We start from the raw sequence: 23,144 nt of genomic DNA, 5'->3' as shown, positions 1-23,144 counted from the left end.
TCAGCGGCTCCGCGTTGCGCCCTTGAACAGGCGGAAATTCAGCCAGATGGCAACGAGGATGATTGTGCCGGTAACGATCGGCGTCAGGAAGGGCGACATGTGCGCGAGGATCAGGCCGTTGCCGATGACCGCGACGGTCAACGCGCCGAGCACGGTGCCGATGATCGTGCCGCGCCCGCCGAACAGGCTGGTGCCGCCAAGCACCACGGCGGCGATGACATCGAGCTCGAAACCCTGGCCGGAATTCGACGAGCCGGAACCGAGCCGGGCGGCAAGAACAATGCCAGCCACTGCCGCCGCCATGCCCGACAGGACATAGACAAAGAGCGTCATGAAGCGTGTATCGACGCCGGCGCGGCGCACGGCCTCAGTGTTGGCCCCGATGCCGGTCACATAGCGGCCGAACGGCGTCTGGTTAAAGGCGAGATAGGCGACGATCAGGACGACAAGGGCGAGCAGTGCGGGTACCGGCACACCGAGAAACCAGGCCCTGCCGATGTTGACGAAGAAGCTGGTAGGCTCGACCGGGATCGAATAGCCGCCGGTGATCAGCAGCGCCACGCCGCGGATGACGGAGAGACCGGCAAGCGTAACGATGAAGGCCGGTATCCGTTCATAGGCGATGAAGAAGCCCTGCAGGGCTCCGATCACCGCGCCGAGCGCCAGCATGGCGAGGACGACGAGCGGCCACGGCAGCCCGGCTTGGAGCAAGACGGCCGATAGCGTCGCCGTCAGCGCCAGCACGGAACCGACCGAGAGATCGATGCCGCCGGTGGTGATGACGAAGGTCATCGCAGCCGCAACGATCAGCAGCGGCGCCGACTGGCGCACGATGTTGAGCAGATTGGGTGTCGTCAGGAAGGAACCGGTGACCAGAGAGAAGACCACGCAAACGACGATGAAGAACAGCGCGATGGAGACGGCGCTGCCATTGGCTATCGCCACATCCTTCCATGTGCTGTTGTGGGCGCGTTTAGGCGGCGAGGCGCCCAATCCGGCGGAGGTGACGTTCATGGCTGGACCCCCTCGTCGCGGCTGGCGCGCGCCGAACGCGCGGTGAATTTCCGGCCGACGATCAGGTTGACGACCTCCTCGATACTGGTGTCGCCGATGTTGCGCTCGGCGACATTGCGGCCCTCATACATGACCTGGATGCGGTCGCAGACCAGGAACAGATCCTGCAACCGGTGGGTGATGAGGATGACGCTGACACCACGGGCGCTGACTGCGCGGATGAGCTCCAGGACCGCCTCGACTTCCGCCACCGCAAGGGCGGCCGTCGGCTCGTCCATGATCAGCACTGACGGATCGAAGGAGGCGGCGCGGCCGATGGCAATCGACTGGCGCTGCCCCCCGGAGAGGTTTTCGACCTTGAGCCTGGTGTCGGCAATGACGATGCCGAGCCGGTCGAGCATCTCACGCGTCTGGTCATGCATGCGTCTGTTGTCGAGAAAGGGGACACCGAGCACGTGGCGTCGCGGCTCGCGACCGAGGAAGAGATTGCCCGCCACATCCACCGTGTCGCAGAGCGAAAGGTCCTGGTAGACCATCTCCACCCGTGCGGCACGGGCATCGGCCGGTGAGGAAAACGAAACGGCTTTGCCGTCGATCTCGATGGTGCCGGAATCCGGAATGACGGCACCGGACAGAACCTTGCTCAGGGTGGATTTGCCGGCACCATTGTCGCCGACCAGACCGAGCACCTCCCCGGGCTTCAGGTTCAACGAAACATCGTCCAGCGTCTGGATAGGGCCGTACCGTTTGGAAATACCGGTCATCCTGACGCGGTAGGTCTCGCCATCGCTCATCATGGTTCCAATTCTCTGGGCGCGACATGTTCACTCGGTCGCCGGGCCGCGCAGGCGACCATCAGGTCATTGCGCAGCCCGGCGGCCTGGGGAGGATACTACTTGAACATGTCCTTGAACTGGCCGACATTTTCCTTGGTCACGATGGTGATCGGAACATTGATGATCGGATCGATCTTCTCGCCCTTCTTGAGCTTGCCGAAGGCTTCGATAGCGGCCTTGCCTTCACCAGCCGGATCCTGCTGGACGACGGCGATCACCCAACCCTCTTCGAGACCTTGCACAGCCGACTTGGTCAGGTCCCAGCCGAACACCTTGACGTCGCCGGTGCGACCCTGGCTGGTCACGGCGGAAACCGCGCCGAGCAGAGCCGGCTCCCCGGTCGCATAAAGCGTCGTCATGTCGGCATTGGCGGTCATCAGGTTTTCGGAGGCGGACAGGGCTACGTCCTGGACGTTTTGACCATCGACCGTGTCGAGGAAGGTGACCTTCTGGCCGCTGTCGATGACGGCCTTCTTGAAGCCGTCGAGGCGCTGGTTCTGGATGAACGAATTGAGCGCGCCGACGACGCCGATCTTGGCGGTGCCGTTCAATTTGGTCTTGACGTATTCGGCGTAGAACTTGCCGATATCCTCGCCGGCCTTGGTGTTGTCGACGCCGACGAAGGCGACGTTGTCGCCATTCGGGATCTGCGCGTCGATCGCAATGACCGGAATGCCCGCTGCTTTGGCGGCGGTGATCGCCGGCTTCACACCGTTAACATCGATGGCGACGAGAATGATGCCGTCGACCTTCTGGGTGATGTAGTTCTCGATCGCGTCGTTCTGCGCGCTCGGCACGTTGTTGGCGTTGAAGATGACGAGGTCGACGCCGGCAGCCTTTGCAGCGGCGGTGGCACCGTCATTGATCTGGTTGAAGAACAGCGCCTGCTGGTTGATGGTGACGAGTGCATAGGTCTCGGCCATGGCGGAGGCGGAGCCAAGCGCGAGAGTCATGGCGATGGCTGCGGCGCAGCCTGAAAGGATCTTGGTAAGACGCATTCCGGTTCCCCTTGGTTTTGCGGAAAGGCCCTTGATCGGGCTCACCTGGCGCCTGAGCGCACAAGCATAATTCAAGATACTTGATTTCTTGTCAAGTGACTTGAATTGGCGTCGACGAAGAGAATCCAGGGGCTCGCAAGATCAAAATGTCGCCGGCGTGTTCACCCAGAAAATGCTGGCGCGTTCGTCGCCGACATTGCGGTACCAGTGCGGCAGTTCGGAGTTGAACACGAAGGAATCGCCCACGGACAGGCGAAACGTCTTTTCACCGACCATCAGTTCAATGGCGCCTTCCAGGAGATAGCCGACTTCCTCGCCGGCATGCCGGATCGGGCCAGCGCTTTCGCCGCCTGCCTCGATATGATGGATGTTGCACTGCAGGAGATGGCCTGGCGAATAGGGAATGACGCGCTCCAGCGAAATGCCTTCGCCGCGCCGAAGCGGATCGAGCGCGATCAACGGCCGCGCTCCCGCCCGAAAGACGATGCCTTCCTCGCCATCGGACTCCTCGAACATCCAGCCGATGTTGGTGCCGAGCACCTCGACAAGCCGGTGAAGCATGGGAAGCGAGGGCGAGACCTTGCCGTTCTCGACCTTGGACAGCAGGCTTTCAGAGCAGTTGGCGGCGGCGGCCAGCGCCTTCAAGGTCAGGCCACGCGTCTGCCGGGAGAGCTTCAACCTTGTGCCGAGCCGCAAGATGCTGGTGGCGGTCGAGCGCTCGTCGCCACCCTTGCTGTTGTGGGTATCGATCTTGTTCATTGGGGGACGTGAACATCTCCGCTGGTTGGGCTGACTCGTAAAACCGATCCCGGGCGTTGTCCATCCTCATGAAAATCGGACAACGCGCTGGATCGGAACCACGGACCCGTCCAGGGCAGGCGCCGCGCCCGCCGTTTCGATACCGGCGAGAGTCGCAGTCCCTTACGCCGGCTCGCGCTTCAGCGCCTGCGCCATGCAGTGGATGCCGCCGCCGGTCTTGGAAATCTCGCTCATGTCGACGGCCGCGACTTCGAAACCGCGGGCCTTGAGCTGGCCGATCAGCGTCTGGCTGGAGGTTGGTGCGATCACCCGGTCCTTGCCCAGCGACATGAAGTTGCAGCCGAGCGCCATCGTGTCCTGGAACGGCACGTCGATGATCTCGTGGCCCTTGCCCTTCAACCAGTCGACAATGCCGGGTTCGGTGCAGGCGAGGCAGACCGCGGTGAGTTTTTCGGCGATCGGCACCACCATCAGGTCGATATGGACATAGTACTCGTCGATGAAGGCGATGCGGGTTTCCCAGCCTTCCTTGTCGAACCAGGCCTGGACCTGGCGCGCACCTTCTTCCTGCGTGCGCGCGCCGCCGCAGCCGATCAGCACCACGCCATCCTCGATGACGTTGAAGTCGCCGCCCTCGAACGTACCTGCCGTGACCATGTCGTAGATCGGGATGCCGAGCTTTTCGTAGGTGCGGATGGCGGCGTAGTTCTCGCCGCGCCGCCACCAGTTGGCCATCGCGGTGATGACAGCGCCGTAGGGCGTCATGACGCTGGAATCACGGGAATAGACCTGCATCGGCAACTCAGGCGTCGGCTCGTGCCAGTGGATGTTGACGCCGAAATGTTCGTAAGCGGCGACCAGGTCCTTGTGCTGTGCCTGCGCGATCTGGACGTTGCAGGGCGCCTCGCGCAGATGCTTTCGCGACAGCGAACTGGTCGACAGATGGCGCAGGAAATTGGGTGAGCCGAGCAGGACGTCGGTCAGGATGTCGGTCTCGTTGGCGAAGCCCCAGACGGTCAGCGGCTTGGTGCCGCCGGCCGGGTTGCGGCGCTGCAGCGAAAACGGCTCGGCGACAATGCGGTCATGAACGGTCATGGGATGCTCCTCGTGAGGTGGCTTGGGGTGTTTGACTGCTCGGTATCCACCAGTCGCGCCCGCGCGGGGTGGTGACATATTCGGGCCAGCGAAATCCAATCGGCGGATCGTAGTCGCAGAGCGGCGCGATCCAGGTCGAACCGCCGACGCCGCCGCCGGTGCGGGTGACGAACTCGTCCATCGCCGCATCGCGGGCGCCTTTGTCCTCCAGCAGGCGAAGGGCTGCCAGCGCAACCGTCTTCGCCGCGCAGATGACCATCGGGTCGATCGTCGCCGAAATGCCGCCCAGCGCATTCATCACCCAGGCCGGATAGACGTGGCCATTTGCGGAGCGTAGTGCCGGACGGGCGACGTAGAAACGCGCCGTCGGCGCATGCCAGCTCATGTCGGTGTAGTCGTCGGAGGTCGAATTGAGCTGCGACGGCGGCAGGTCGCGGCGCAGCAGCGCTTCGGCGTCCTGTGGCGCAATCAGTTGCTCCATCTCGGCAATGAACGGTTCGTCGGTCGCCACCCCGCCGGCATTGACCTGGATTTCGCGGGCGATTGCCTTCGCCGTCTCGTCCCAGCGCGGCGGCCCGACGCTTGACAATGCGTCATAGGCGATTTCGGCCATGGCGTGGTTGGCCAGCCCCGGCCGTGACTTCGACACCCAGTGCCGCTCGGTGCGGCAACCGCTCATCGCTGCCGCAGCCTGCGCGTTGCGGTCGAGCATGGCGGTGACCTGCTCGGCCATGGCAAGCGTCGGCACGCGGATCATGTACTGAATCTCGGCGAGCCCCGCCGGTAGATTGTCGGCGGTCGCCTGGCCGGCGGTCAGGATCGCCTCGCTGATCGACCAGCCGCCCTGATGCGGCAGCATGGAATCGCGCAGCGCCTTGGAGGCCATGTACATCATGACAAGCGCGTCATTGGCCCCGGGCGCGCGCACCGCCGAATGCGACTGCGGAATCGGTGCGCCATCGCCTGCGCGAATCCAATTTTCGGGTTCGTCGCACACAAAGCGGTAGATCATCGCATAGGCCGCGCCGCAATGTGTGTCCCAGCGTGCCGTGTTGCAGAGCGGCAGCATGTAGAAGGGATGGAAGGAGATCATGCCGGCAAGCCCGTCATAGTAGCCCTTGGCGGCATGGATCGGCTTTGATCCGCGCACCTTTTCGGCCGGCTCGCCGGTGAATCGCAGCGTGCCCGGGATGCCGTGCCGCTGCATCGCCGCCTTGGTCGCCAGCAACCCGCCAAGGCTTGAGATGCCGAGCCCGGAATGCGGATCGGTGTGGCCGCCGGCCTGGTCGCCAAGGCCCGGGCGAGGGCGCTTGACGGTCGCCGCATCCTGGCAATTGCCGGGCACGGCGTCATATTCGGCATACAGGCCGATGGTCGGCCCGGCGCCGTTCGTCCAATGCGCACAGAAGGCAGTCGGCATGCCGCCGGACCCTTCCTCGACGGAAAAGCCCTCGCGCTTCAGTCGCTCGACATACCAGGCGGCGGATTGATACTCGCGCCACGCGGTCTCGCCGAAATCGAAGATGGTGCGTGTCCACGCGGACAGCAACGGCAGGATGCCGTCGAGACAGGCAAGGGCGGTTGTTTGCGCCGAGGTGGCCACCGGGTTCTCCATGGCATGAGAAGAAAGCAGTGAAACGGTTCGCTAAAAAGTGATATGTTTTCCCGGCTCATGCAAATTCGGTTCACCTGAGGCTCCTTGCGCATACCATCGACACAAGCGCTGCGCGCGCTCGACAGCTTCGCCCGCCACGGCAGCGTCTGGCGCGCCGCCGACGAGTTGCACCTGACCCGCAGCGCCGTCAGCCACCAGCTTCGCCTGCTGGAGCGCGACCTCGGCTTCGACCTGCTCGAACGCATCGGCAAGGGCGTGGCGCTGACGCCGCGCGGCCAGCGCTACGCCGGCGATGTGCGCAAGGCGCTGACCGTGCTGGGCGACGCGGTGACGCGCCATGCCGGCACCGGCGTTGGCGGCTCGTTCAGCGTCAGCTGCACGCCGGGCTTCGCCTCGTTGTTCCTGTGCACCCATATCGGCGAGTTCCGGCAGATGTACCCCGATGTCGCGCTGCGTATCCTGACGCCGCGGCGGCTGGATGATGTCAGCAATGCCGAGGCCGATGCCTTCATCGCCTTTGGTGTCGGCAATTGGCCGAACCGGGCGGTCGAGCTTCTGTGCGAGATTTCCTTCACGCCGTTGTGCAGCCCGACGCTGCTCAACAAGGTCGGTGGATTCTCGAAGCCAGCCGATGTCTTGCGCGCCAATCTCCTCCATCTCGGCGATACCGAGGACTGGGCACGCTGGCTGGCCCTGTCCAAGGTGGAAAACCCCGACACAGAGGGCGGCATCTTCTTTTCCGACATGAACCTGGTCTTTTCGGCGGCGATTGCCGGCCAGGGCATCGCCATGGGCGACGAGCTGACCAGTCGCCGGGCGCTGAGCGAAGGCCGGCTGGTACGCCCCTTCGACATCGCGATCAAATCGCCACGCTCCTATTTCCTGGTGTCCGAGCATGCAAAGACGGCGCACCCCGTGCTCGACGCCTTCGCGGGATGGCTGAGGTCGAAACTTTCGGAGAACCCGGTCAGGCCGTATTGAGGGCATGGCGGGCCAGCCCGCCATAGATGAATCAAATTTGCCGATCACGCGCAAACTATTCGGTTGCGGTGAGCCGGCACCCTGCCTACGATTTCGACAAGCGTTAGGGAAAGGGCAGTATGCAGCAACCCGGCCGTGCCGCAGAGATCAAGGCAATCGGGATCGGCAAGAGCTTCGGCTCGTTCCGAGCGCTGGACAATCTGTCGCTCGATATCGGCCGTGGCGAGTTCCTGACCCTGCTCGGGCCGTCCGGTTCGGGCAAGACCACTTTCCTGATGATCCTTGCCGGCTTCGTGCAGCCGACCGAGGGTCGGCTGTTCAGCGATGGCGTCGACATCACCGACCGGCCGGCCGAGCAACGCGCCGCCGGCATGGTGTTCCAGGGTTATGCGCTGTTCCCGCATATGAGCGTCGAAGCCAACATCGCCTTCCCTCTCAAGGTGCGCAAGAAATCGGCGGCCGACATCAAGCGCCGGGTCGGTGAGATGATCGAACGCGTCGGCCTCAAGGGCCACGAGAAAAAACTGCCGGCGCAGCTTTCCGGCGGTCAGCAGCAGCGCGTGGCGCTGGCGCGCGCTCTGGTGTTCGAGCCGGGCGTTCTGTTGCTCGATGAGCCGTTTTCCGCGCTTGACAAGGGCTTGCGCGGCCAGATGCAGGCCGAGATGAAGCGGCTGCACCAGGAGACCGGCACCACCTTCGTCTTCGTCACTCATGACCAGAGCGAGGCGCTGGCGCTGTCGTCGCGCGTTGCCATCTTCAACCATGGCAAACTGCTGCAGGTCGGAGCGCCCGACGAGGTGTACGACCGGCCGGACAACCGCTTCGTCGCCGAATTCCTCGGCGAGATCAACATGCTGCCGCTGAAGGGCGTGCGTCCGTCCGACTATGGCTCGACCGGCCTCTGCGAAGACCGCGCGGTCAGCATGCGCTGCAAGGCCGAGGCGGTGCGCGGCGATGCAATCCTGGCGATCCGGCCCGAATACATGTCGATATCGGGTGAGGCGGCAGCCGGCGAGAACGGCATCGCCGCGACAGCCACCAACTCGACCTATCTCGGCGCTGCGACGCGGCTCGACCTGACGACGCGGCAAGGCGCCAAGGTCACGGTCTCGGTGCCCAACGAGGTCGCGGCCGCCGCACTCAGCAAGGGCAACTCAGTCTGGCTCACCTGGCCGGCGGAAAAGGGTTTCCTCCTCCCGCATGGAGGACAATGACGAACGGTGTGGCGAGATATCGGCACCACTGCTTTCCGGTATTATCAACGACAAAAAAGGGGAACTGATATGACACATGACACCAAAAAACAAGCCATTGAGGGCCTGTCCGCCAGGGCAGGTCGCGGCGAGATCTCGCGCCGGCAGTTCACGCAGCTGGCGGCACTCGTGCTGGCCGGCACGCCAATGCTGCTGCGCTCGACCGGTGCCTTTGCGCAGGCCAAGGAACTGGTGCTGGTCAACTGGGGCGGCGACGCCATCACCGCCTATGACGCGGCCTACGGCCAGGCCTTCACCAAGGACACCGGCATCACCGTCAAGATGGACGGTTCGGGTCCGACCGAAGGCGCCATCGCCGCGCAGTTCAAGAGCGGCGCGCCGACCTGGGACCTCGTCGACGTCGACCCGTTCTCGGCCATCACGCTCGGTGCCCAGGGCGCGCTCGAGCCGATCGACTATGCAATCGTCGACAAGAAGAAGATGCGGCCGGGCTTTGGCTGGGAATACGCCGCCTCGACCTACTTCTTCTCCTATGTCATCGCCTATGATTCCGAGAAATACGGCAAGGACGCGCCGACCGGCATGGCCGATTTCTTCGACGTGAAGAAATTCCCCGGCAAGCGCTCGCTCTACAAATGGGGCGTGTCGAGCTGGGAAGCGGCGCTGCTCGCCGACGGCGTCGCGCCGGCGTCGCTCTATCCGCTCGATCTCAAGCGCGCGCATGACAAGATCGCCGCCTTCAAGGAAAACGTCGTCGCTTATTGGGGTGGCGGCGCCGAGAGCCAGAGCGTGCTGCTCAATGGCGAGGCCTCGATGGCGATCGTCTGGTCGACGCGTGCTTCGCTGATCGAGCAGGACTCGGGCGGCAAAATCAAGTTCATCTGGGATCAGGGGCTGATCTCGCCCGGCGCACTCGCTGTGCTCAAGAACAACCCCGGCGGCAAGGACGCTGCGATGAAGTTCATCGCCAGCGCCCAGGACCCGCAAAAGCAGTTGGTCATGTTCGACAAGCTCGGCCAGGGTCCCGCCAATCCGGCAGCCGACGCGCTGATCCCCGCCGACAAGAAGCGCATCAACCCGGTCGACCCCGAGAACATGAAGAAGCAGATCGCTCTCGACATGGATTGGTACGCCAAGAACTACGGGCCGGCGCTCGACGAATACACCAAGATCATCTCGGCCTGACCAGGGCCGGATGACCGGGTCGAAATGAGATCCTATCTCTCCGACAGGATGGGCGCGGCGCTGTTGATGGCGCCGCTGCTCCTGTTTCTAGTCCTGGCCTATGCCTGGCCGTTCCTCGGCGTCGTCAAATGGAGCTTTACGCTGCCGACGCCCGGGCTCGGCCAGTATGAGGCGCTGCTCACCGACGATCTGGTGCAGTCGGTGTTCATCCGCACGCTGCGCATCGCGGCGGTCGTCACCGTGGTTTCGGTGGCCGCCGCCTACGCCATCACCGTCGTCTGGGTGCGCGGCACCCCGGCACAGCGCCTGATCGCCGAGTTCTGCATTCTCGTTCCCTTCTGGATTTCCGTGTTGACCCGTGCCTTCGGCTGGGTGGCGCTGTTGTCCAATCGCGGCCTGATCAACACCTGGCTGCAGGCGATCGGCTTCATTTCCGAACCGCTGGCGCTGGTGCGCAACGAATTCGGCGTCATCGTCGGCATGACGCATTTCCTCATTCCTTTCGCCGTTTTCCCGCTGGCATCGGCCATGCGCAGCCTTGACGACCGCGTGCTCTTGGCGGCGCGCGGGCTCGGCTCCAGCCGCATGCGCACCTTCTGGACGGTGTTCGTGCCTATGACGCGGTCCGGCATCATCGGTGCGGCGATGATCGTCTTCGTTTTTTCTCTCGGCTTCTTCGTCACGCCGGCGATCCTCGGCGGCGGCCGCAGCGTCATGATCGCCGAGCTGATCTATCTCAGGATATTCCAGAGCCCGGACTGGGGCCTGGGTGCTGCGATCAGCGTCGTGCTGGTGCTGTTCGTCGGTGCGCTGATGGCGCTTTTGTTTCGTTATGTCAGACCGAAGCAGTTGATCTGATGCCGACCTATCGCCCAGGTCCCGTCTCGCTGATCATCGCCGCCTTCGTGGCGCTGTTCCTGCTGATGCCGCTGCTTGCCGTCATCCCGGTGTCGCTGACGCCGAGCCGCATGCTGGCGATGCCGTCGGGCGAACTGTCTCTGCGCCACTACCGGGCGCTGATCGAGGACCCACGCTGGCTCCAATCGATCCTGCTCAGCATCCGCATCGGTATCGTCAGCAGCGCTTTTTCAACCGTGCTGGCGCTGTGCTTCAGTCTCGGTGTCTGGATGTTCCAGCCGCGCTTCACCGCGGCACTCGTCGGCTTCGTGCTGCTGCCGATGGTGGTGCCGCCGGTGGTCTCGGCGATCACGCTTTACTTCCTTTTGACCTCGATCTCGGGTTTCAGTTCATTTTTCGGTTACGACACCTGGCTTGGCGTTGCCATGGCCCATTCGATGATGACTGTCCCTTTCGCCACCGTGCTGATGCTGGTCTCGCTCAGCCAGCTCGACCGGCGCATCGACCTCGCCGCGCGCGGCCTCGGCGCAACTGTCTGGGAGCGCGCCACCCGCATCATCATACCCAACATCAAGTTCGGCATCGTCACCGCAGCGCTTTTGTCCTTCGTGCTGTCCTGGGAAGAAATCGGCGTTACCCTGTTCATCACCTCGGTGAACGCCATCACGCTGCCCAGGCTGATGTGGATGGGCCTGCGCGATAACATCGACCCGGCGATCGCGGCCCTGTCGGTGATCCTGATCATCATCACGGTGCTGGTGTTGGCGGTGCGCAGTTTCGTGGCCAGGCAGCGCGGCGGCCAACCGTAACGGGTCCATTCATACGGAAATCTGCGACAGTCCCGACCGCCATGTGAAGGACGTCACGGAAGGTCTGCGTCCGGCACACTATCCAGCGCCATGGAAAACCTGCCGCTGGTGACGTTTGCCTTCATATCGATGCTCGGGATGGCGGTTCCGGGGCCGGATGTCGTGCTCGCCATCACTAACGGATCACGCTACGGGGTCAGGCACGCCTTCTTTGGCATGGCCGGCGTCGTGCTCTCGGACGTCGTCCTAATCTGCACGGTGGCGCTTGGCTTGGGAGCGCTTCTGGTGGCTTCGGAATTCTACCTTTCAGCTGTCAGGATGGTCGGCGCCTTCTATCTGCTTTTCATCGCTGTCGGCGCGCTACGCAGCTCCACCGGATCCCGCCATGCGTTCGATCCAAGCTTTCCCGACAAGGCTCGCTCGACCAAGGCACTCATGGTTCGCTGTTTCGTGGTGGCGGTTACAAACCCGGAGGCATGGCTGTTCTTTCCCGCCGTCCTGCCGTCCTTTGTCGACAGCAACGAGCCGGTCGCGACGCAATACGCGATCCTGGCAACCATCATCGCAGGGGCGGATGTTTTCGTCCTGACGCTTTATGCCACGCTTGGATCACGGGCAGCGAGGCTTCTGGCCGGCCCGAACGCAGTGTGGATCGCCCGGCTCTACGGCATCGCGCTGCTCGGTCGGTGAGGCAGCACCGAGCCCACTAGACAAAACGCACCGAGACGCGACCAAACCTGCCTAGATCGCCGGTGACTTCGTCACCTGCCTCGACACTTATCGGCGTCACGCAGGTGCCGGTAATCACCACCTGTCCCGGCTGCAGTGCTATGCCCAGCCCCGACAGTTCATTGACGATCCAGGTAAGTGCAATACGAGGGTCGCCCAACACGGCTGCTCCCGATCCGTTGTGCTGCGACTTTCCGGAAACGAAAGCGACCACCGGGTGCTTTGCGAGATCCACGTCGCGCCAATCGTCTTCCACAGCCTCGCCGATCACAAACAGATTGGCACAGGCGTTGTCCGCTATGAGCTGTGGCGCCCCGACGGCGCAGAAATCCTCATACCGTGAGTCCGGAATTTCGATCGCCGGGTGCAAGGTCGCCACGGCATCCATCACCTCGGCGATTTCATAGGGTGCCGGACGAGGCGCCAACTGGCGGCCGAAACGGAAAGCGAATTCGATCTCGGCCACGCGCATCTTGCTGGTCGCCAGCGAAACGGTCCCGCCAACCTCGACCGCTTTTTCGGCAAGGAGACGCCCTGCCATCGGGCCGTCGACGTTGATATGCCTTTGTCCGGCCAGACTGGTTGCGGCAATCTTCCAGCCGAAAAGCGGAGCCACCGAGCGATCCAGCACATGCGACTGGATGGCGTAACCTTCGCTCCGCGTTTGTGGCCGCAACTCCTGGGGTATGGCGTCAAGACGGGTGCCGTTGTCCCAATGGCCTACCAACAACCGAGACGCAGCCCTGGCCTTTTCTGGATCAAGCATCGTCAGCCCCGAAAATCAAAGAAGGCGCCCGCTGCCCACCGCTTCGTGGATCAAAAGCCGGCAAGAAACATTCCGTCATGTGGACCCGCCCCATATGCGGCAAGGTTAGGCGACCAGGATCCGAGTGTCCACATTCGTGCCGCGCTTGCCAAACATAGCTGGCTGCCCTCTGTCAGATCGCAGTGCCGTCATCATCACGGTGCTGGTGGTTGCGCTTCGTAGCTTCATCGTTAGGCTGCGTGGTTGGCAAAGTCGTATTTTCGAGATCATCAGCATCCATCATTCCGATGACGAATCGCCATCGTCTCCACGCGTCGATTGGCTATTTCTGACAAAGTATGCAGAACACTGACAGGCTTCCGAAAAGCAATGGTCGGTAGCGCAACGACTAGGGAAAAAGGACGATGACCGCGCCCGGCGATTTGCAGCAGGCACTGTTTCTGAGGCTCAAAAGCGATGCATCGCTGTCGGCGTTGCTGGGCGGCGCCGGACTGCTCGAACGGGCAACTGATAAGGCCGCTTTTCCGTACGTGACCTGCGGCCAGACCAGCGCCTTCGACTGGGATACTGGCGCCGAAAACACCGATGACCAATTGATTACGCTGCATGTCTGGTCGAAAGCCCATGGCGAAGCCGAAACGCTTGCCATCATGGCGGCCATCAAGGCGCGCCTTGCCGACGCAGCGCTGGTGATTGGCCCTCGTGGCCAGACTCGGTTGACGTTGGAATTCGCCGAGGCTCGCCATGACGAGGATCTGATCGTCCATCACGGATTGCTGCGCTTTCGCGCGATAACGCAGGAAAATGCCTGATGCGCTTTCAATATGGTCGAAACGGGGTCTAGACTGTCGGTTCCTGGATTTCGCCGGATTGGGCGGCGAAATCCCCGATCGGTTGTCTCGCATTGCAGGGGTGTGGCGAGGATGGTGTCAGCGGCGTTCACTGTTCATTTCACGTTCAGCACCGATGCGTTACAACGCGGACCATGAAAACGCTTCGCTCCCACTCCCGAACCGTGACACTGGCGCTCTGTGCTGCCGGGCTGTTTGCGTCGCAGGCGATGGCGATGCCGGTCATCGCGCCCGACCAGGCCAGCCCAATCCTGCTGGCGGCGTCCGATTGCTACGCGATCGGCCAGCAGGTGGCCGAACAGAATGGCGGAACGCTGGCCAAGGCCTCGCAATCGACACGCGGCGGCCAGCCTGTCTGCGTCATTGTCGTGCTGGTGCCTGGCAAGGACGGGCAGCGTCCGCGCCGTTCCGAAATCGTCGTTCCGCTGAACTGACCCGATCTTGCATCTTACGGACCTCGGTTTCCCAGGCCACCGGAATCGGCCTATATCTGACCCTAGCTCTTCAACAGGTATCGAACTCCGCATGCGCGTACTCGTCGTCGAAGATGACAAGGATCTCAATCGGCAGATATCGGATGCGCTGGTCGATGCCGGCTATGTCGTCGACCGCGCCTTCGACGGCGAGGAAGGCCATTTCCTCGGCGACACCGAGCCCTACGACGCCGTCGTGCTCGACATCGGCCTGCCGCAAATGGACGGCATCAGCGTGGTCGAGCGCTGGCGGCGCGGCGGCCGCAAGATGCCGGTGTTGATTCTCACGGCGCGCGACCGCTGGAGCGACAAAGTCTCCGGCATCGATGCCGGCGCCGACGACTATGTCACCAAGCCGTTCCACATCGAAGAGGTGCTGGCGAGGCTGCGGGCCTTGATCCGGCGCGCCGCCGGCCATGCGTCGTCCGAACTGACCTGCGGGCCGCTGCGTCTCGACACCAAGGCCTCGAAGGCCGATGTCGACGGCGTGCCGCTGAAACTGACGTCGCACGAATTCCGCCTGCTTGCCTATCTGATGCACCATATGGGCGAGGTCGTCTCGCGGACCGAACTGGTCGAGCACCTCTATGATCAGGATTTCGACCGCGATTCCAACACCATCGAGGTCTTTGTCGGGCGGCTGCGCAAGAAGATGGGCATCGACATGATCGAAACCGTGCGCGGCATGGGCTACCGCATGCGTGAGCCGGAGGCGTAACTCGGAACCGCTCAAACCAACCGCAAGGACGCCGCTTTCGCTGCGTTTGTGGCCGCGTTCGCTGACGTTCCGTGTCATCGCCTTTTCCACGGTCTGGGCGATCGTGACCCTCGTTGTCATCTTCACCCTGATCACCACGCTCTACCGCCAGGCCAGCGAGCGCGGCTTCGACAGCCTGCTTTCGGCGCATCTGTTCAACCTGATCGGCTCCATCGGTATTTCCGACAGCGGTGCGCTCACCGGCGCACCCGACCTCGGCGACCTCCGGTTCTCGGAGCCGAATTCGGGCTGGTACTGGTCGGTTGAGCCCGCTTCGGAAGGCGTGCATGGCGATCTTCACTCGTCGTCGATGACCACGACGATCCCATCGCCGAGCGTCGCCGACGTGCCGTTCAACGCCAGCTTCCAGCGCAGCTATGCGACCGAGGGCATCGACGGCGAACAACTCGAAGTGTTCGAGAGCGAATTCGTTCTCGATTCCAAGAACCGCGCCGCGCGTTTCCGCGTCATGGGCAACCAGAGTGAACTTGAACAGGAAATCTCCACCTTCCAGCGCCGCCTGCTGACCTATCTCAGCCTGTTCGGCGTCGGCATGATCGCCATCAACGCGATCGCCATCCTGCTCGGCCTGCAGCCGCTGCGCCGGGTCAGGAACGCGCTTGCCATGGTGCGCGAGGGCACCGCGCAGAGGCTCGACGGCCGTTTCCCGGCCGAGATCGAACCGCTTGCCAACGAAACCAATGCGTTGATCGAAAACAACAGGCGTATAGTCGAGCGATCGCGAACCCAGGTCGGCAATCTCGCCCATTCGTTGAAGACGCCGCTCGCGGTGCTGCTCAACGAGGGCCGGGCACTTGGCGGTGCCAAGGGACAACTGATCGCCGAACAGGCCGCTTCCATGCAGAAGCAGGTCGAGCATTATCTCCAGCGTGCCCGCGTCGCGGCGCAACGCGACAGCGTCGTCTACCGCACGCCGGTGACGCCGCTGGTGCAGCGCATGGTGCGGGTTCTGCAGAAGCTCAACCCGCGGACAAACCTGTCGCTTTCGCTGCCGGCGACCGAGATCGTCTTCGCCGGCGAGCGCGAGGACCTTGAGGAATTGCTAGGCAATCTCCTCGAAAACGCGATGAAATGGGCAAGGAGTTCGGTGCTGGTCTCAGTCGTGCCTTTGACCGGCAAGGACGATCCGGCCGGCCTGTTCGAGATCAGCATCGAGGATGACGGCCCGGGCATTCCCGAGGACAAGGCGCGCGAAGCGCTGAAGCGCGGACGGCGCCTGGACGAGACAAAGCCCGGAACAGGTCTGGGGCTGGCCATTGTCGCCGACCTCGTCAACGAGTATGGAGGCGTCCTGGCGCTCGAACGGTCCGGCATGGGCGGATTGAAGGCGGTGGTGCGATTGCGGAGCCTTCAGTGATGTTAACCAGGGCCAATCGACATCGAGGGACGGGAGATATTATTGGCGGCATGTCGATTGGTCCGGTAATGGCCGGTAGCGGCCAAATTTCCGACAAATATCAACACTATGGCCACGCTGACTTCTCCGATGACGCGGCCCCCGGCGCATCCATGACAGGCTCCAACTCAAGAAAACCGGTTGTTGGCATGAAGATTCGCGTCGCCCTTGTTTCCGCATTGCTGGCCTTTTCCGGCTGCACCACCTTGAGCGGCAAGGGTCCCACCGTGGCGCCGACACCGGCCTCGACGCCTCCTTCCAGCGGCAAGGTGACCACGACGATCATTTCGGCGATGGGCGGCGGCCTCATCAGTGGATCGATCGGCGCCGGCCTGAGCGAGGCGGAGAAGCGCAGTGCGCTCGAGGCTGAATACAAGGCGCTCGAATATACAACCAGCGGCCAGAAAGTGACGTGGAAGGGGGCCCAGGCTTCGCGCTACGGCGAGGTGGTTCCGGCACAGCCCTATCGCGTCGGTTCGCAGGACTGCCGCCAGTACACGCAGACGGTGTTCACCGGCGGGGCCGGGGTCACGGCGCGTGGAACCGCTTGCCGCAACGCCGACGGCAGCTGGACGCCGCTGACCTGACAGTCAATCGGAGCTGGTTGGTATCCGGCCGCTTGATGTTGATCAAGGACATGCGCCGTGCCTGCCGTCAAAGCGTCGCAGGAAACCTGTGTTGGCACGGCAGAGCTCTGCCGTTATTGGAAGAACCATGCTGTTCTGGGTCATAGCCGCAATTCTCACGCTGAGTGCGAGCCTGGCGGTGCTGGTGCCTCTGGCCGCCAGCTCGAAGGGCGCGTCGTCAAGCGGCGATCACGATCTCGAAGTCTATCGCGACCAGTTGTCCGAGCTTGACCGCGACGCCGCGCGTGGCTTGATCCAGCCGGCGGAAGCCGCCGAGGCGCGTGCCGAGATCGCTCGCCGCATCCTTCGCCTAGACAATGCGGGTACAGCCGCTGGCGGATCTATCGGGCGAGCGTCGGTCGCGGCAAGGTTGGTGGCAACCGTAGCCGTGCTGGCGGTCCCGCTGGTCAGCTGGGGCCTCTATGTCAAGCTCGGCTCTCCCGACCTGCCGTCGCAACCGCTCAGCGAGCGGTTGGCCAAGAATCCGGCCGACAGTTCGGTAGACGAACTGGTGGCGCGGGCCGAAGCCCATCTGGCCGCCAATCCTGCCGATGGCAGGGGCTGGGATGTGCTCGCACCGGTCTATCTGCGCATGCAGCGCTTTTCCGATGCGGCGGCAGCCTATCGCAACGCCATTCGCCTCGATGGCGACAGCGCTGTTCGCCAGGCTGGTCTCGGCGAGGCGATCGCCAGTGCGGCAGGCGGCATTGTCTCGGCCGATGCACAGGATGCCTTCGAGGCGGCCTTGAAGCTCGACCCAGCCAATGCGAAGGCCAGTTTCTACCTGGCCATGGCGCTGGCGCAGGAGGGCCGAACCAAGGAAGCGGTCACGGCCTGGCAGGCGATGCTGGGCAAGCTGCCTCCGGAGTCGCCATGGCGCGGTGCGGTCGAGCAGGCGCTGGCCAAGTCCGGCAGCCCCGAAGTCGCTTCCGGCGGCGCCGCCAACGGGCCCGATGCCGGCGATATCGACGCCGCATCCTCGATGTCGCCGCAGGATCGGGAAGCCATGATCAACACCATGGTCGCCGGCCTCGACGACAAATTGCGACAAAATCCGCGTGACGCGGAAGGTTGGATGCGGCTTATTCGTTCTTACGCCGTGCTGGGCAAGGCCGATCAGGCGCGCGAGGCACTCGGTCGTGCCATTGCCGTGTTTGGAGCCGACAGTGACGAGGCGAAGAAATTCACCGCCTTTGCCGCCTCGCTTGGCCTGACGGCGACGGAGTAGAGGCAGACATGACGCGCAAGCAGAAACGATTGTCGGTGATCGCCGGCGGGCTGGCTTTCCTGGGCGTCGCTACCGGGCTGACCTTCTATGCGCTTGGCCAGAAGGCGTCCTATTTCTACATGCCGGCCGACCTGACCACGGCAAGCGTCCAGCCTGGCCAGCGCATCAGGCTGGGCGGGCTGGTCGAAAAAGGCACGATCCAGCGCGGGCAGGGGGCGACGGTCGCCTTTTCAGTGACCGACACGCACAAATCGGTCAAGGTCACCTATACCGGCATCCTGCCCGACCTTTTCCACGAAGAGCGGGGCGTCATCACCGAGGGCACTTTCGGCCCGGACGGCGTCTTTGTTGCCGACAGCGTGCTCGCCAAGCATGATGAGCGCTACATGCCCAAGGAAGTGGCGGATGGCCTCAAGGCCAAGGGCGTCTGGCAGGAGAGCAAGAGTGAATAGCTCTGGCAGGAGAGCAACAGCCCATGGTTGAAACCGGACATTTCGCCCTGGTGCTGGCGTTTGCTCTTTCGCTGGTGCAGACACTTGTGCCGCTGTTTGGTGCGCGCCTTAACAACCAGCGCCTTATGGCTGTCGGCGGGCCGGTCGCGGTGACGGGCTTTGCCTTGACGGCGCTGTCCTTCGTGGCGCTGGCAAGTGCTTATGCAAGCTCCGACTTCTCGGTGGCGAGCGTGTGGGAAAATTCGCATTCGCTGCAGCCATTGATCTACAAGATCACGGGAACCTGGGGCAATCACGAAGGCTCGATGCTGCTCTGGGTGCTGATTCTGACCTTCTTCGGTGCCCTCGTCGCCGCTTTCGGCTCCAACCTGCCGGCGACGCTGCGCGCCAATGTGCTTGCCGTGCAGGGCGCCATCGGCGCCGCCTTCTTCCTCTTCATCCTGGCGACATCCAATCCGTTCATCCGGCTCAATCCGGCGCCCATCGAAGGCCGCGATCTCAACCCGGTTCTGCAGGATCTCGGTCTCGCCATCCACCCGCCGTTCCTCTATCTCGGTTATGTCGGCTTCTCGATCTGCTTTTCCTTCTCGGTCGCCGCCCTCATCGAAGGCCGCATCGACGCGTCCTGGGCGCGCTGGGTGCGGCCGTGGACGCTGGTCGCCTGGATGTTCCTGACCGGTGGCATCGCCATGGGATCGTACTGGGCTTACTACGAACTCGGCTGGGGCGGTTTCTGGTTCTGGGATCCGGTCGAGAACGCCTCCTTCATGCCGTGGCTGGCGGGCACTGCGCTGCTCCATTCGGCCATCGTCATGGAAAAGCGCTCGGCGCTGAAAATCTGGACGCTGCTGCTCGCCATCCTGACCTTTTCGTTGTCGCTGCTCGGTACCTTCCTGGTGCGCTCGGGCGTGTTGACCTCGGTGCATGCCTTTGCCACCGATCCGACGCGCGGCGTCTTCATCTTATGCATCCTGACGCTGTTTATCGGCGGCTCTCTGGCGCTGTTTGCGCTGCGCGCCTCCCGGCTGACGGCCGGCGGCCTGTTCCATCCGATTTCGCGCGAAGGCGCGCTCGTCCTCAACAATCTGTTCCTGACCACCGCCACCGCGACCGTGCTCGTCGGCACGCTCTATCCGCTAGCCGTCGAAGCCTTTTCAGCCGACAAGATCTCGGTCGGCGCGCCGTTCTTCAACCTGACGTTCGGACCGCTGATGGTGCCGCTGCTGCTGGTGGTCCCGTTCGGGCCGCTGCTGGCCTGGAAGCGCGGTGATGTCTTCGCCGTCGCTCAGCGCCTGATGGTGGCGTTCGCTGCGGCCCTGCTGGCGACGCTGGTCACCGCTTTGTTCATCGATGGCGCCTCGGTGTTCGCAGCCCTGGGCGTCGGCCTTGCCGTCTGGCTGATCCTTGGCGCGCTCACCGACCTCGCCGTCAAATCGGGGGTCGGCAATGTCGCAGCGGGGATCATGGTCCGGCGCTTGCTCGGCCTGCCGCGCTCGGTCTTCGGCACCGCCTTCGCTCACCTTGGCCTTGGCCTGACCACGCTCGGCATCGTCGGCACGCTTTGCTTCGGCACCGAAAAGATCCTGTCGATGCGTGCCGGCGAGACCGTCGAACTGTCCGGCCACACGCTGCGGTTCGTTGGGCTCTATCCGGCCCAGGGACCGAACTACGCCGAGGATCGCGGCCGCTTCGAACTGATCGGCGTGGGCGGCAGTCCTGTTGGTGAGATCAGCTCCGCCAAGCGGTTTTTTCCGGTGCGGCAGATGACGACGACGGAATCCGGCATCAGGACGATCGGCTTCTCGCAGCTCTACATCTCGCTCGGCGACGAGGGCAAAGACGGTTCCGTCGTGGTGCGTCTGTGGTGGAAGCCGCTGGTGACATTGATCTGGGGTGGCGGCCTGATGATGATGGCGGGCGCCGCCATGTCGCTGATGGACCGGCGCCTGCGCGTCGGCGCGCCATCGCGGCGGCGCAAGCAGGCAGGCGCCGTGACGTCCTCGGGTCTGCCATGAGCGTACGGTTTTCGCTGACCTCGATTGTCCTGCTGCTGGCGCTATTCTTTGCCGGCACGGCCCTGGCGGTGAAGCCTGACGAGATGCTGCCTGATCCGGCGCTGGAGGCGCGGGCGCGGGCGCTGTCGGAAGGCCTGCGCTGCATGGTCTGCCAGAACCAGTCGATCGACGAATCCGACGCCGACCTCGCCCGTGATCTGCGCGTCCTTGTGCGCCAGCGCCTCGTCGCCGGCGATACCGACCAGCAGGTGATGGATTACGTCGTGTCGCGCTACGGCGAGTTCGTGTTGCTGAAGCCGCGTTTCGACCTGCGCAATGCATTGCTGTGGGGCACACCTGTCCTGCTGTTGCTGGTGGGAGGCGTTTTCATCGTACTGACCGCGCGGTCGCGCCGCACGCTGGCGACAAAATCCCTGTCCGCCGAAGAGCAGGCCTCGTTGGACGCCATATTGCGCCGCGACTGACGCCGCGGTCGCTGCCAAACATTACCAAAGTTTCATGTGTCGGAAATGGCGCTGTAATGTGCGCCACTCTAATTGTCTTGTCCCGAGGATGCCGATCAAGCAGCATCCCTTTGAAAGAGGATACGAGATCCATGAATACTGCCCCCCATTCATATTCCGCCACCCGCAAGCGTCTCATGGCTGCCGCCGCGTCCATCGCCGTGGCCGGTGCGATCGGCGTCGGCGCACTGACCAGTGGAACCAGCCCTGTTCTGGCCGACGCTGTGCGCGTCGAGGCACCGCAGGTGCCGGGCTTCGCCGATGTCGTCGAGCGCGTTTCTCCTGCCGTCGTCAGCGTCAAGGTCAAGGCCAAGATCCAACCCGCGGCCGATGACGGCTTCGACCAGGGCTCCGACGGAATGGACAACCTTCCCGACAATCCGCAGTTGCGCCGCTTCTTCAAGGAATTCCGTGGCTTTGGCGACCAGAATGATGGCGGACATCGCCGGTTCGGCAACCGCGACCACCACAACGACCAGCCCCGCCCGGTGGCGCAAGGGTCCGGCTTCTTCATTTCCGAGGACGGCTATCTCGTCACCAACAACCACGTCGTTTCGGAAGGCTCGGCCTTCACCGTGGTGACCAACGATGGTAAGGAACTCGACGCCAAACTGATCGGCACCGATCCGCGCACCGATCTCGCCGTGTTGAAGGTCGAGGGTGGCGGCAAGTTCACCTATGTCGACTTTGCCGACGATTCCAAGGTTCGTGTCGGCGACTGGGTGGTGGCCGTCGGCAATCCATTCGGTCTCGGTGGTACCGTCACCGCCGGCATCGTCTCGGCCCGTGGCCGCGACATCGGCGCCGGCCCCTATGACGACTTCATCCAGATCGATGCCTCGGTCAATCGCGGCAATTCGGGCGGTCCGACCTTCAACCTCAACGGCCAGGTCGTCGGCATCAACACCGCGATCTTCTCGCCCTCCGGCGGCAGCGTCGGTATCGCCTTCGACATTCCTGCCTCGACCGCCAAGCAGGTCGTTGAGGACCTGATGAAGAACGGTGCGGTGCAGCGCGGCTGGCTCGGCGTCGAAATCCAGCCGGTGACGTCCGACATCGCCGAGTCGCTCGGTCTGAAGTCCAACAACGGCGCGTTGGTGTCGAGCGCTCAGGACGCTGGTCCCGGCAAGAAGGCCGGCATCACTGCTGGTGACGTGATCACCCAGGTCGACGGCAAGGACGTTGCTTCGCCGAAGGAACTGGCCCGGTTGATCGGCGCCTACTCGCCCGGCAAGTCGGTCGACGTCACCGTGTGGCGCGACGGCAAGAGCGAGACGCTCAAGGTCGATCTCGGCAAACTGCCTTCGAGCGATAAGCAGGCTTCGAACGACCAGCAGCAGCCCGCCGCTCCGGCCAAGCCCGACACGCTGGCCGACCTCGGCCTGACCGTCACAAAGTCCGAAAACGGCAAGGGGCTGGTGGTAACCGACGTCGATCCCGACAGCGATGCCGCCGATCGAGGCATTCAGCCGGGCGACGTCATCACCGCTGTCAATTCGACCGAGGTGAACGGCACCGACGACGTCACCAAGGCGATGACCGATGCAGTCAAATCCGGCCGCAAGGCAGTGCTGATGCAGATCACCCGCGACGACACCAATCGTTTCGTCGCGCTGCCCGTCGCCAAGGGCTGATGAGAGTTCCGGAACCCGAGTTCGGTTTCGGAAGCCGTTCGACTTTTCCAGTGCGGCAGTTTCAAACACCCCCGAGCCGCNGCCCGTCGCCAAGGGCTGATGAGAGTTCCGGAACCCGAGTTCGGTTTCGGAAGCCGTTCGACTTTTCCAGTGCGGCAGTTTCAAACACCCCCGAGCCGCCGCACGGGAAAGCATGGAGGAGCGCGCGTTAGTCAGTCATCGCGCTCTCCCCCGGCGGCAGCGGGCCTCCCATCGTCCCGCTGCCGCACAATTCAAAAGCGCTGATGCAACAACATCGGGAGCGAGGATTTATCGCGCACGGCTTCGGA

23 protein-coding genes are annotated in these 23,144 nt (G+C 63.4%); 16 read left to right on the top strand and 7 right to left on the bottom strand.

All coding sequences use genetic code 11. From position 1 onward, the window contains the following. The 6 genes from ASD99_RS26900 to ASD99_RS26875 form a co-directional block, all read right to left on the bottom strand. Entirely contained in the window at nucleotides 1-1,014 is a 1,014-nt protein-coding gene (locus ASD99_RS26900) for an ABC transporter permease (protein ID WP_056580644.1), read from the bottom strand. Then, nucleotides 1,011-1,811 (bottom strand): ATP-binding cassette domain-containing protein, encoded by an 801-nt coding sequence (locus ASD99_RS26895; RefSeq protein WP_413813955.1) that lies wholly within the window; start codon nucleotides 1,809-1,811, stop codon nucleotides 1,011-1,013. Before ASD99_RS26895 ends, ASD99_RS26900 begins: the two co-directional genes overlap by 4 nt. Nucleotides 1,812-1,906: 95 nt before the next feature. Continuing rightward, on the bottom strand, nucleotides 1,907-2,848 hold the full coding sequence (locus ASD99_RS26890; protein WP_056580642.1) for a substrate-binding domain-containing protein: 942 nt from the start codon (nucleotides 2,846-2,848) through the stop codon (nucleotides 1,907-1,909). A 141-nt stretch (nucleotides 2,849-2,989) separates the two neighbouring features. After that, on the bottom strand, nucleotides 2,990-3,607 hold the full coding sequence (locus ASD99_RS26885) for a cupin domain-containing protein (RefSeq protein WP_056580640.1): 618 nt from the start codon (nucleotides 3,605-3,607) through the stop codon (nucleotides 2,990-2,992). Between the two features lie 162 nt (nucleotides 3,608-3,769). Further along, on the bottom strand, nucleotides 3,770-4,702 hold the full coding sequence (locus ASD99_RS26880; RefSeq protein WP_056580637.1) for a dimethylarginine dimethylaminohydrolase family protein: 933 nt from the start codon (nucleotides 4,700-4,702) through the stop codon (nucleotides 3,770-3,772). Further along, nucleotides 4,689-6,317, bottom strand: a complete 1,629-nt coding sequence (locus ASD99_RS26875) for a hypothetical protein (RefSeq protein WP_057145433.1) — start codon at nucleotides 6,315-6,317, stop codon at nucleotides 4,689-4,691. Before ASD99_RS26875 ends, ASD99_RS26880 begins: the two co-directional genes overlap by 14 nt. Before the next feature lie 84 nt (nucleotides 6,318-6,401). Here ASD99_RS26875 and ASD99_RS26870 point away from each other — a divergent pair, with 84 nt between their 5' ends. The 6 genes from ASD99_RS26870 (at nucleotide 6,402) to ASD99_RS26845 (ending at nucleotide 12,054) form a co-directional block, all read left to right on the top strand. Beyond that, nucleotides 6,402-7,298: a LysR substrate-binding domain-containing protein gene (locus ASD99_RS26870; RefSeq protein WP_056580632.1), complete on the top strand. Its 897-nt coding sequence runs from the start codon at nucleotides 6,402-6,404 to the stop codon at nucleotides 7,296-7,298. Nucleotides 7,299-7,417: 119 nt separating this feature from the next. After that, entirely contained in the window at nucleotides 7,418-8,512 is a 1,095-nt protein-coding gene (locus ASD99_RS26865) for an ABC transporter ATP-binding protein (RefSeq protein ID WP_056580629.1), read from the top strand. 69 nt (nucleotides 8,513-8,581) lie between these two features. Next, nucleotides 8,582-9,697 carry an ABC transporter substrate-binding protein gene (locus ASD99_RS26860; protein WP_056580626.1) on the top strand — a complete coding sequence of 372 codons (1,116 nt, stop codon included), beginning with the start codon at nucleotides 8,582-8,584 and terminating at the stop codon, nucleotides 9,695-9,697. 24 nt (nucleotides 9,698-9,721) lie between these two features. Next, a complete protein-coding gene (locus ASD99_RS26855; protein ID WP_013532644.1) occupies nucleotides 9,722-10,555 on the top strand; it encodes an ABC transporter permease in 834 nt (277 codons plus the stop codon). Then, complete coding sequence (locus ASD99_RS26850; protein ID WP_056580620.1) at nucleotides 10,555-11,364, top strand: ABC transporter permease; 810 nt, start codon at nucleotides 10,555-10,557, stop codon at nucleotides 11,362-11,364. The genes ASD99_RS26855 and ASD99_RS26850 overlap by 1 nt, the downstream gene beginning before the upstream one ends. Before the next feature lie 90 nt (nucleotides 11,365-11,454). Continuing rightward, nucleotides 11,455-12,054, top strand: coding sequence for a LysE family translocator (locus tag ASD99_RS26845; protein ID WP_057145432.1), 600 nt, complete (start codon nucleotides 11,455-11,457; stop codon nucleotides 12,052-12,054). 16 nt (nucleotides 12,055-12,070) lie between these two features. On the opposite strand, the gene ASD99_RS26840 is transcribed toward ASD99_RS26845, so the two are convergent. Then, nucleotides 12,071-12,859: a 2-keto-4-pentenoate hydratase gene (locus ASD99_RS26840; RefSeq protein ID WP_056580614.1), complete on the bottom strand. Its 789-nt coding sequence runs from the start codon at nucleotides 12,857-12,859 to the stop codon at nucleotides 12,071-12,073. Between the two features lie 404 nt (nucleotides 12,860-13,263). On the opposite strand from ASD99_RS26840, the gene ASD99_RS26835 reads away from it, so the two are divergent. The 10 genes from ASD99_RS26835 (at nucleotide 13,264) to ASD99_RS26790 (ending at nucleotide 22,815) form a co-directional block, all read left to right on the top strand. Further along, nucleotides 13,264-13,671: a DUF3168 domain-containing protein gene (locus tag ASD99_RS26835; protein WP_056580611.1), complete on the top strand. Its 408-nt coding sequence runs from the start codon at nucleotides 13,264-13,266 to the stop codon at nucleotides 13,669-13,671. Between the two features lie 173 nt (nucleotides 13,672-13,844). Next, nucleotides 13,845-14,144, top strand: coding sequence for a hypothetical protein (locus ASD99_RS26830; RefSeq protein ID WP_056580608.1), 300 nt, complete (start codon nucleotides 13,845-13,847; stop codon nucleotides 14,142-14,144). Between the two features lie 91 nt (nucleotides 14,145-14,235). Next, complete coding sequence (locus ASD99_RS26825) at nucleotides 14,236-14,901, top strand: response regulator transcription factor (RefSeq protein ID WP_023812809.1); 666 nt, start codon at nucleotides 14,236-14,238, stop codon at nucleotides 14,899-14,901. Further along, entirely contained in the window at nucleotides 14,885-16,318 is a 1,434-nt protein-coding gene (locus tag ASD99_RS26820; RefSeq protein WP_056580605.1) for an ATP-binding protein, read from the top strand. The genes ASD99_RS26825 and ASD99_RS26820 overlap by 17 nt, the downstream gene beginning before the upstream one ends. A 188-nt stretch (nucleotides 16,319-16,506) precedes the next feature. Then, a complete protein-coding gene (locus ASD99_RS26815) occupies nucleotides 16,507-16,944 on the top strand; it encodes a hypothetical protein (protein WP_057145539.1) in 438 nt (145 codons plus the stop codon). A 127-nt stretch (nucleotides 16,945-17,071) separates the two neighbouring features. Next, nucleotides 17,072-18,211 carry a c-type cytochrome biogenesis protein CcmI gene (gene ccmI / locus ASD99_RS26810; RefSeq protein WP_056580603.1) on the top strand — a complete coding sequence of 380 codons (1,140 nt, stop codon included), beginning with the start codon at nucleotides 17,072-17,074 and terminating at the stop codon, nucleotides 18,209-18,211. 8 nt (nucleotides 18,212-18,219) lie between these two features. After that, on the top strand, nucleotides 18,220-18,663 hold the full coding sequence (ccmE, locus tag ASD99_RS26805; RefSeq protein ID WP_056580601.1) for a cytochrome c maturation protein CcmE: 444 nt from the start codon (nucleotides 18,220-18,222) through the stop codon (nucleotides 18,661-18,663). 23 nt (nucleotides 18,664-18,686) lie between these two features. Further along, nucleotides 18,687-20,678, top strand: coding sequence for a heme lyase CcmF/NrfE family subunit (locus ASD99_RS26800; protein ID WP_056580598.1), 1,992 nt, complete (start codon nucleotides 18,687-18,689; stop codon nucleotides 20,676-20,678). After that, on the top strand, nucleotides 20,675-21,142 hold the full coding sequence (locus ASD99_RS26795) for a cytochrome c-type biogenesis protein (protein WP_056580595.1): 468 nt from the start codon (nucleotides 20,675-20,677) through the stop codon (nucleotides 21,140-21,142). The genes ASD99_RS26800 and ASD99_RS26795 overlap by 4 nt, the downstream gene beginning before the upstream one ends. Nucleotides 21,143-21,273: 131 nt before the next feature. Then, entirely contained in the window at nucleotides 21,274-22,815 is a 1,542-nt protein-coding gene (locus ASD99_RS26790) for a Do family serine endopeptidase (RefSeq protein ID WP_057145431.1), read from the top strand. Nucleotides 22,816-23,144 lie beyond the last annotated feature (329 nt).

Origin of the sequence: Mesorhizobium sp. Root695, assembly GCF_001428185.1 — a bacterium.
Classification (GTDB): domain Bacteria; phylum Pseudomonadota; class Alphaproteobacteria; order Rhizobiales; family Rhizobiaceae; genus Mesorhizobium.
The sequence above is the reverse complement of the archived record's forward strand: the minus strand, read 5'-3'. Positions and strand labels throughout refer to the sequence as shown.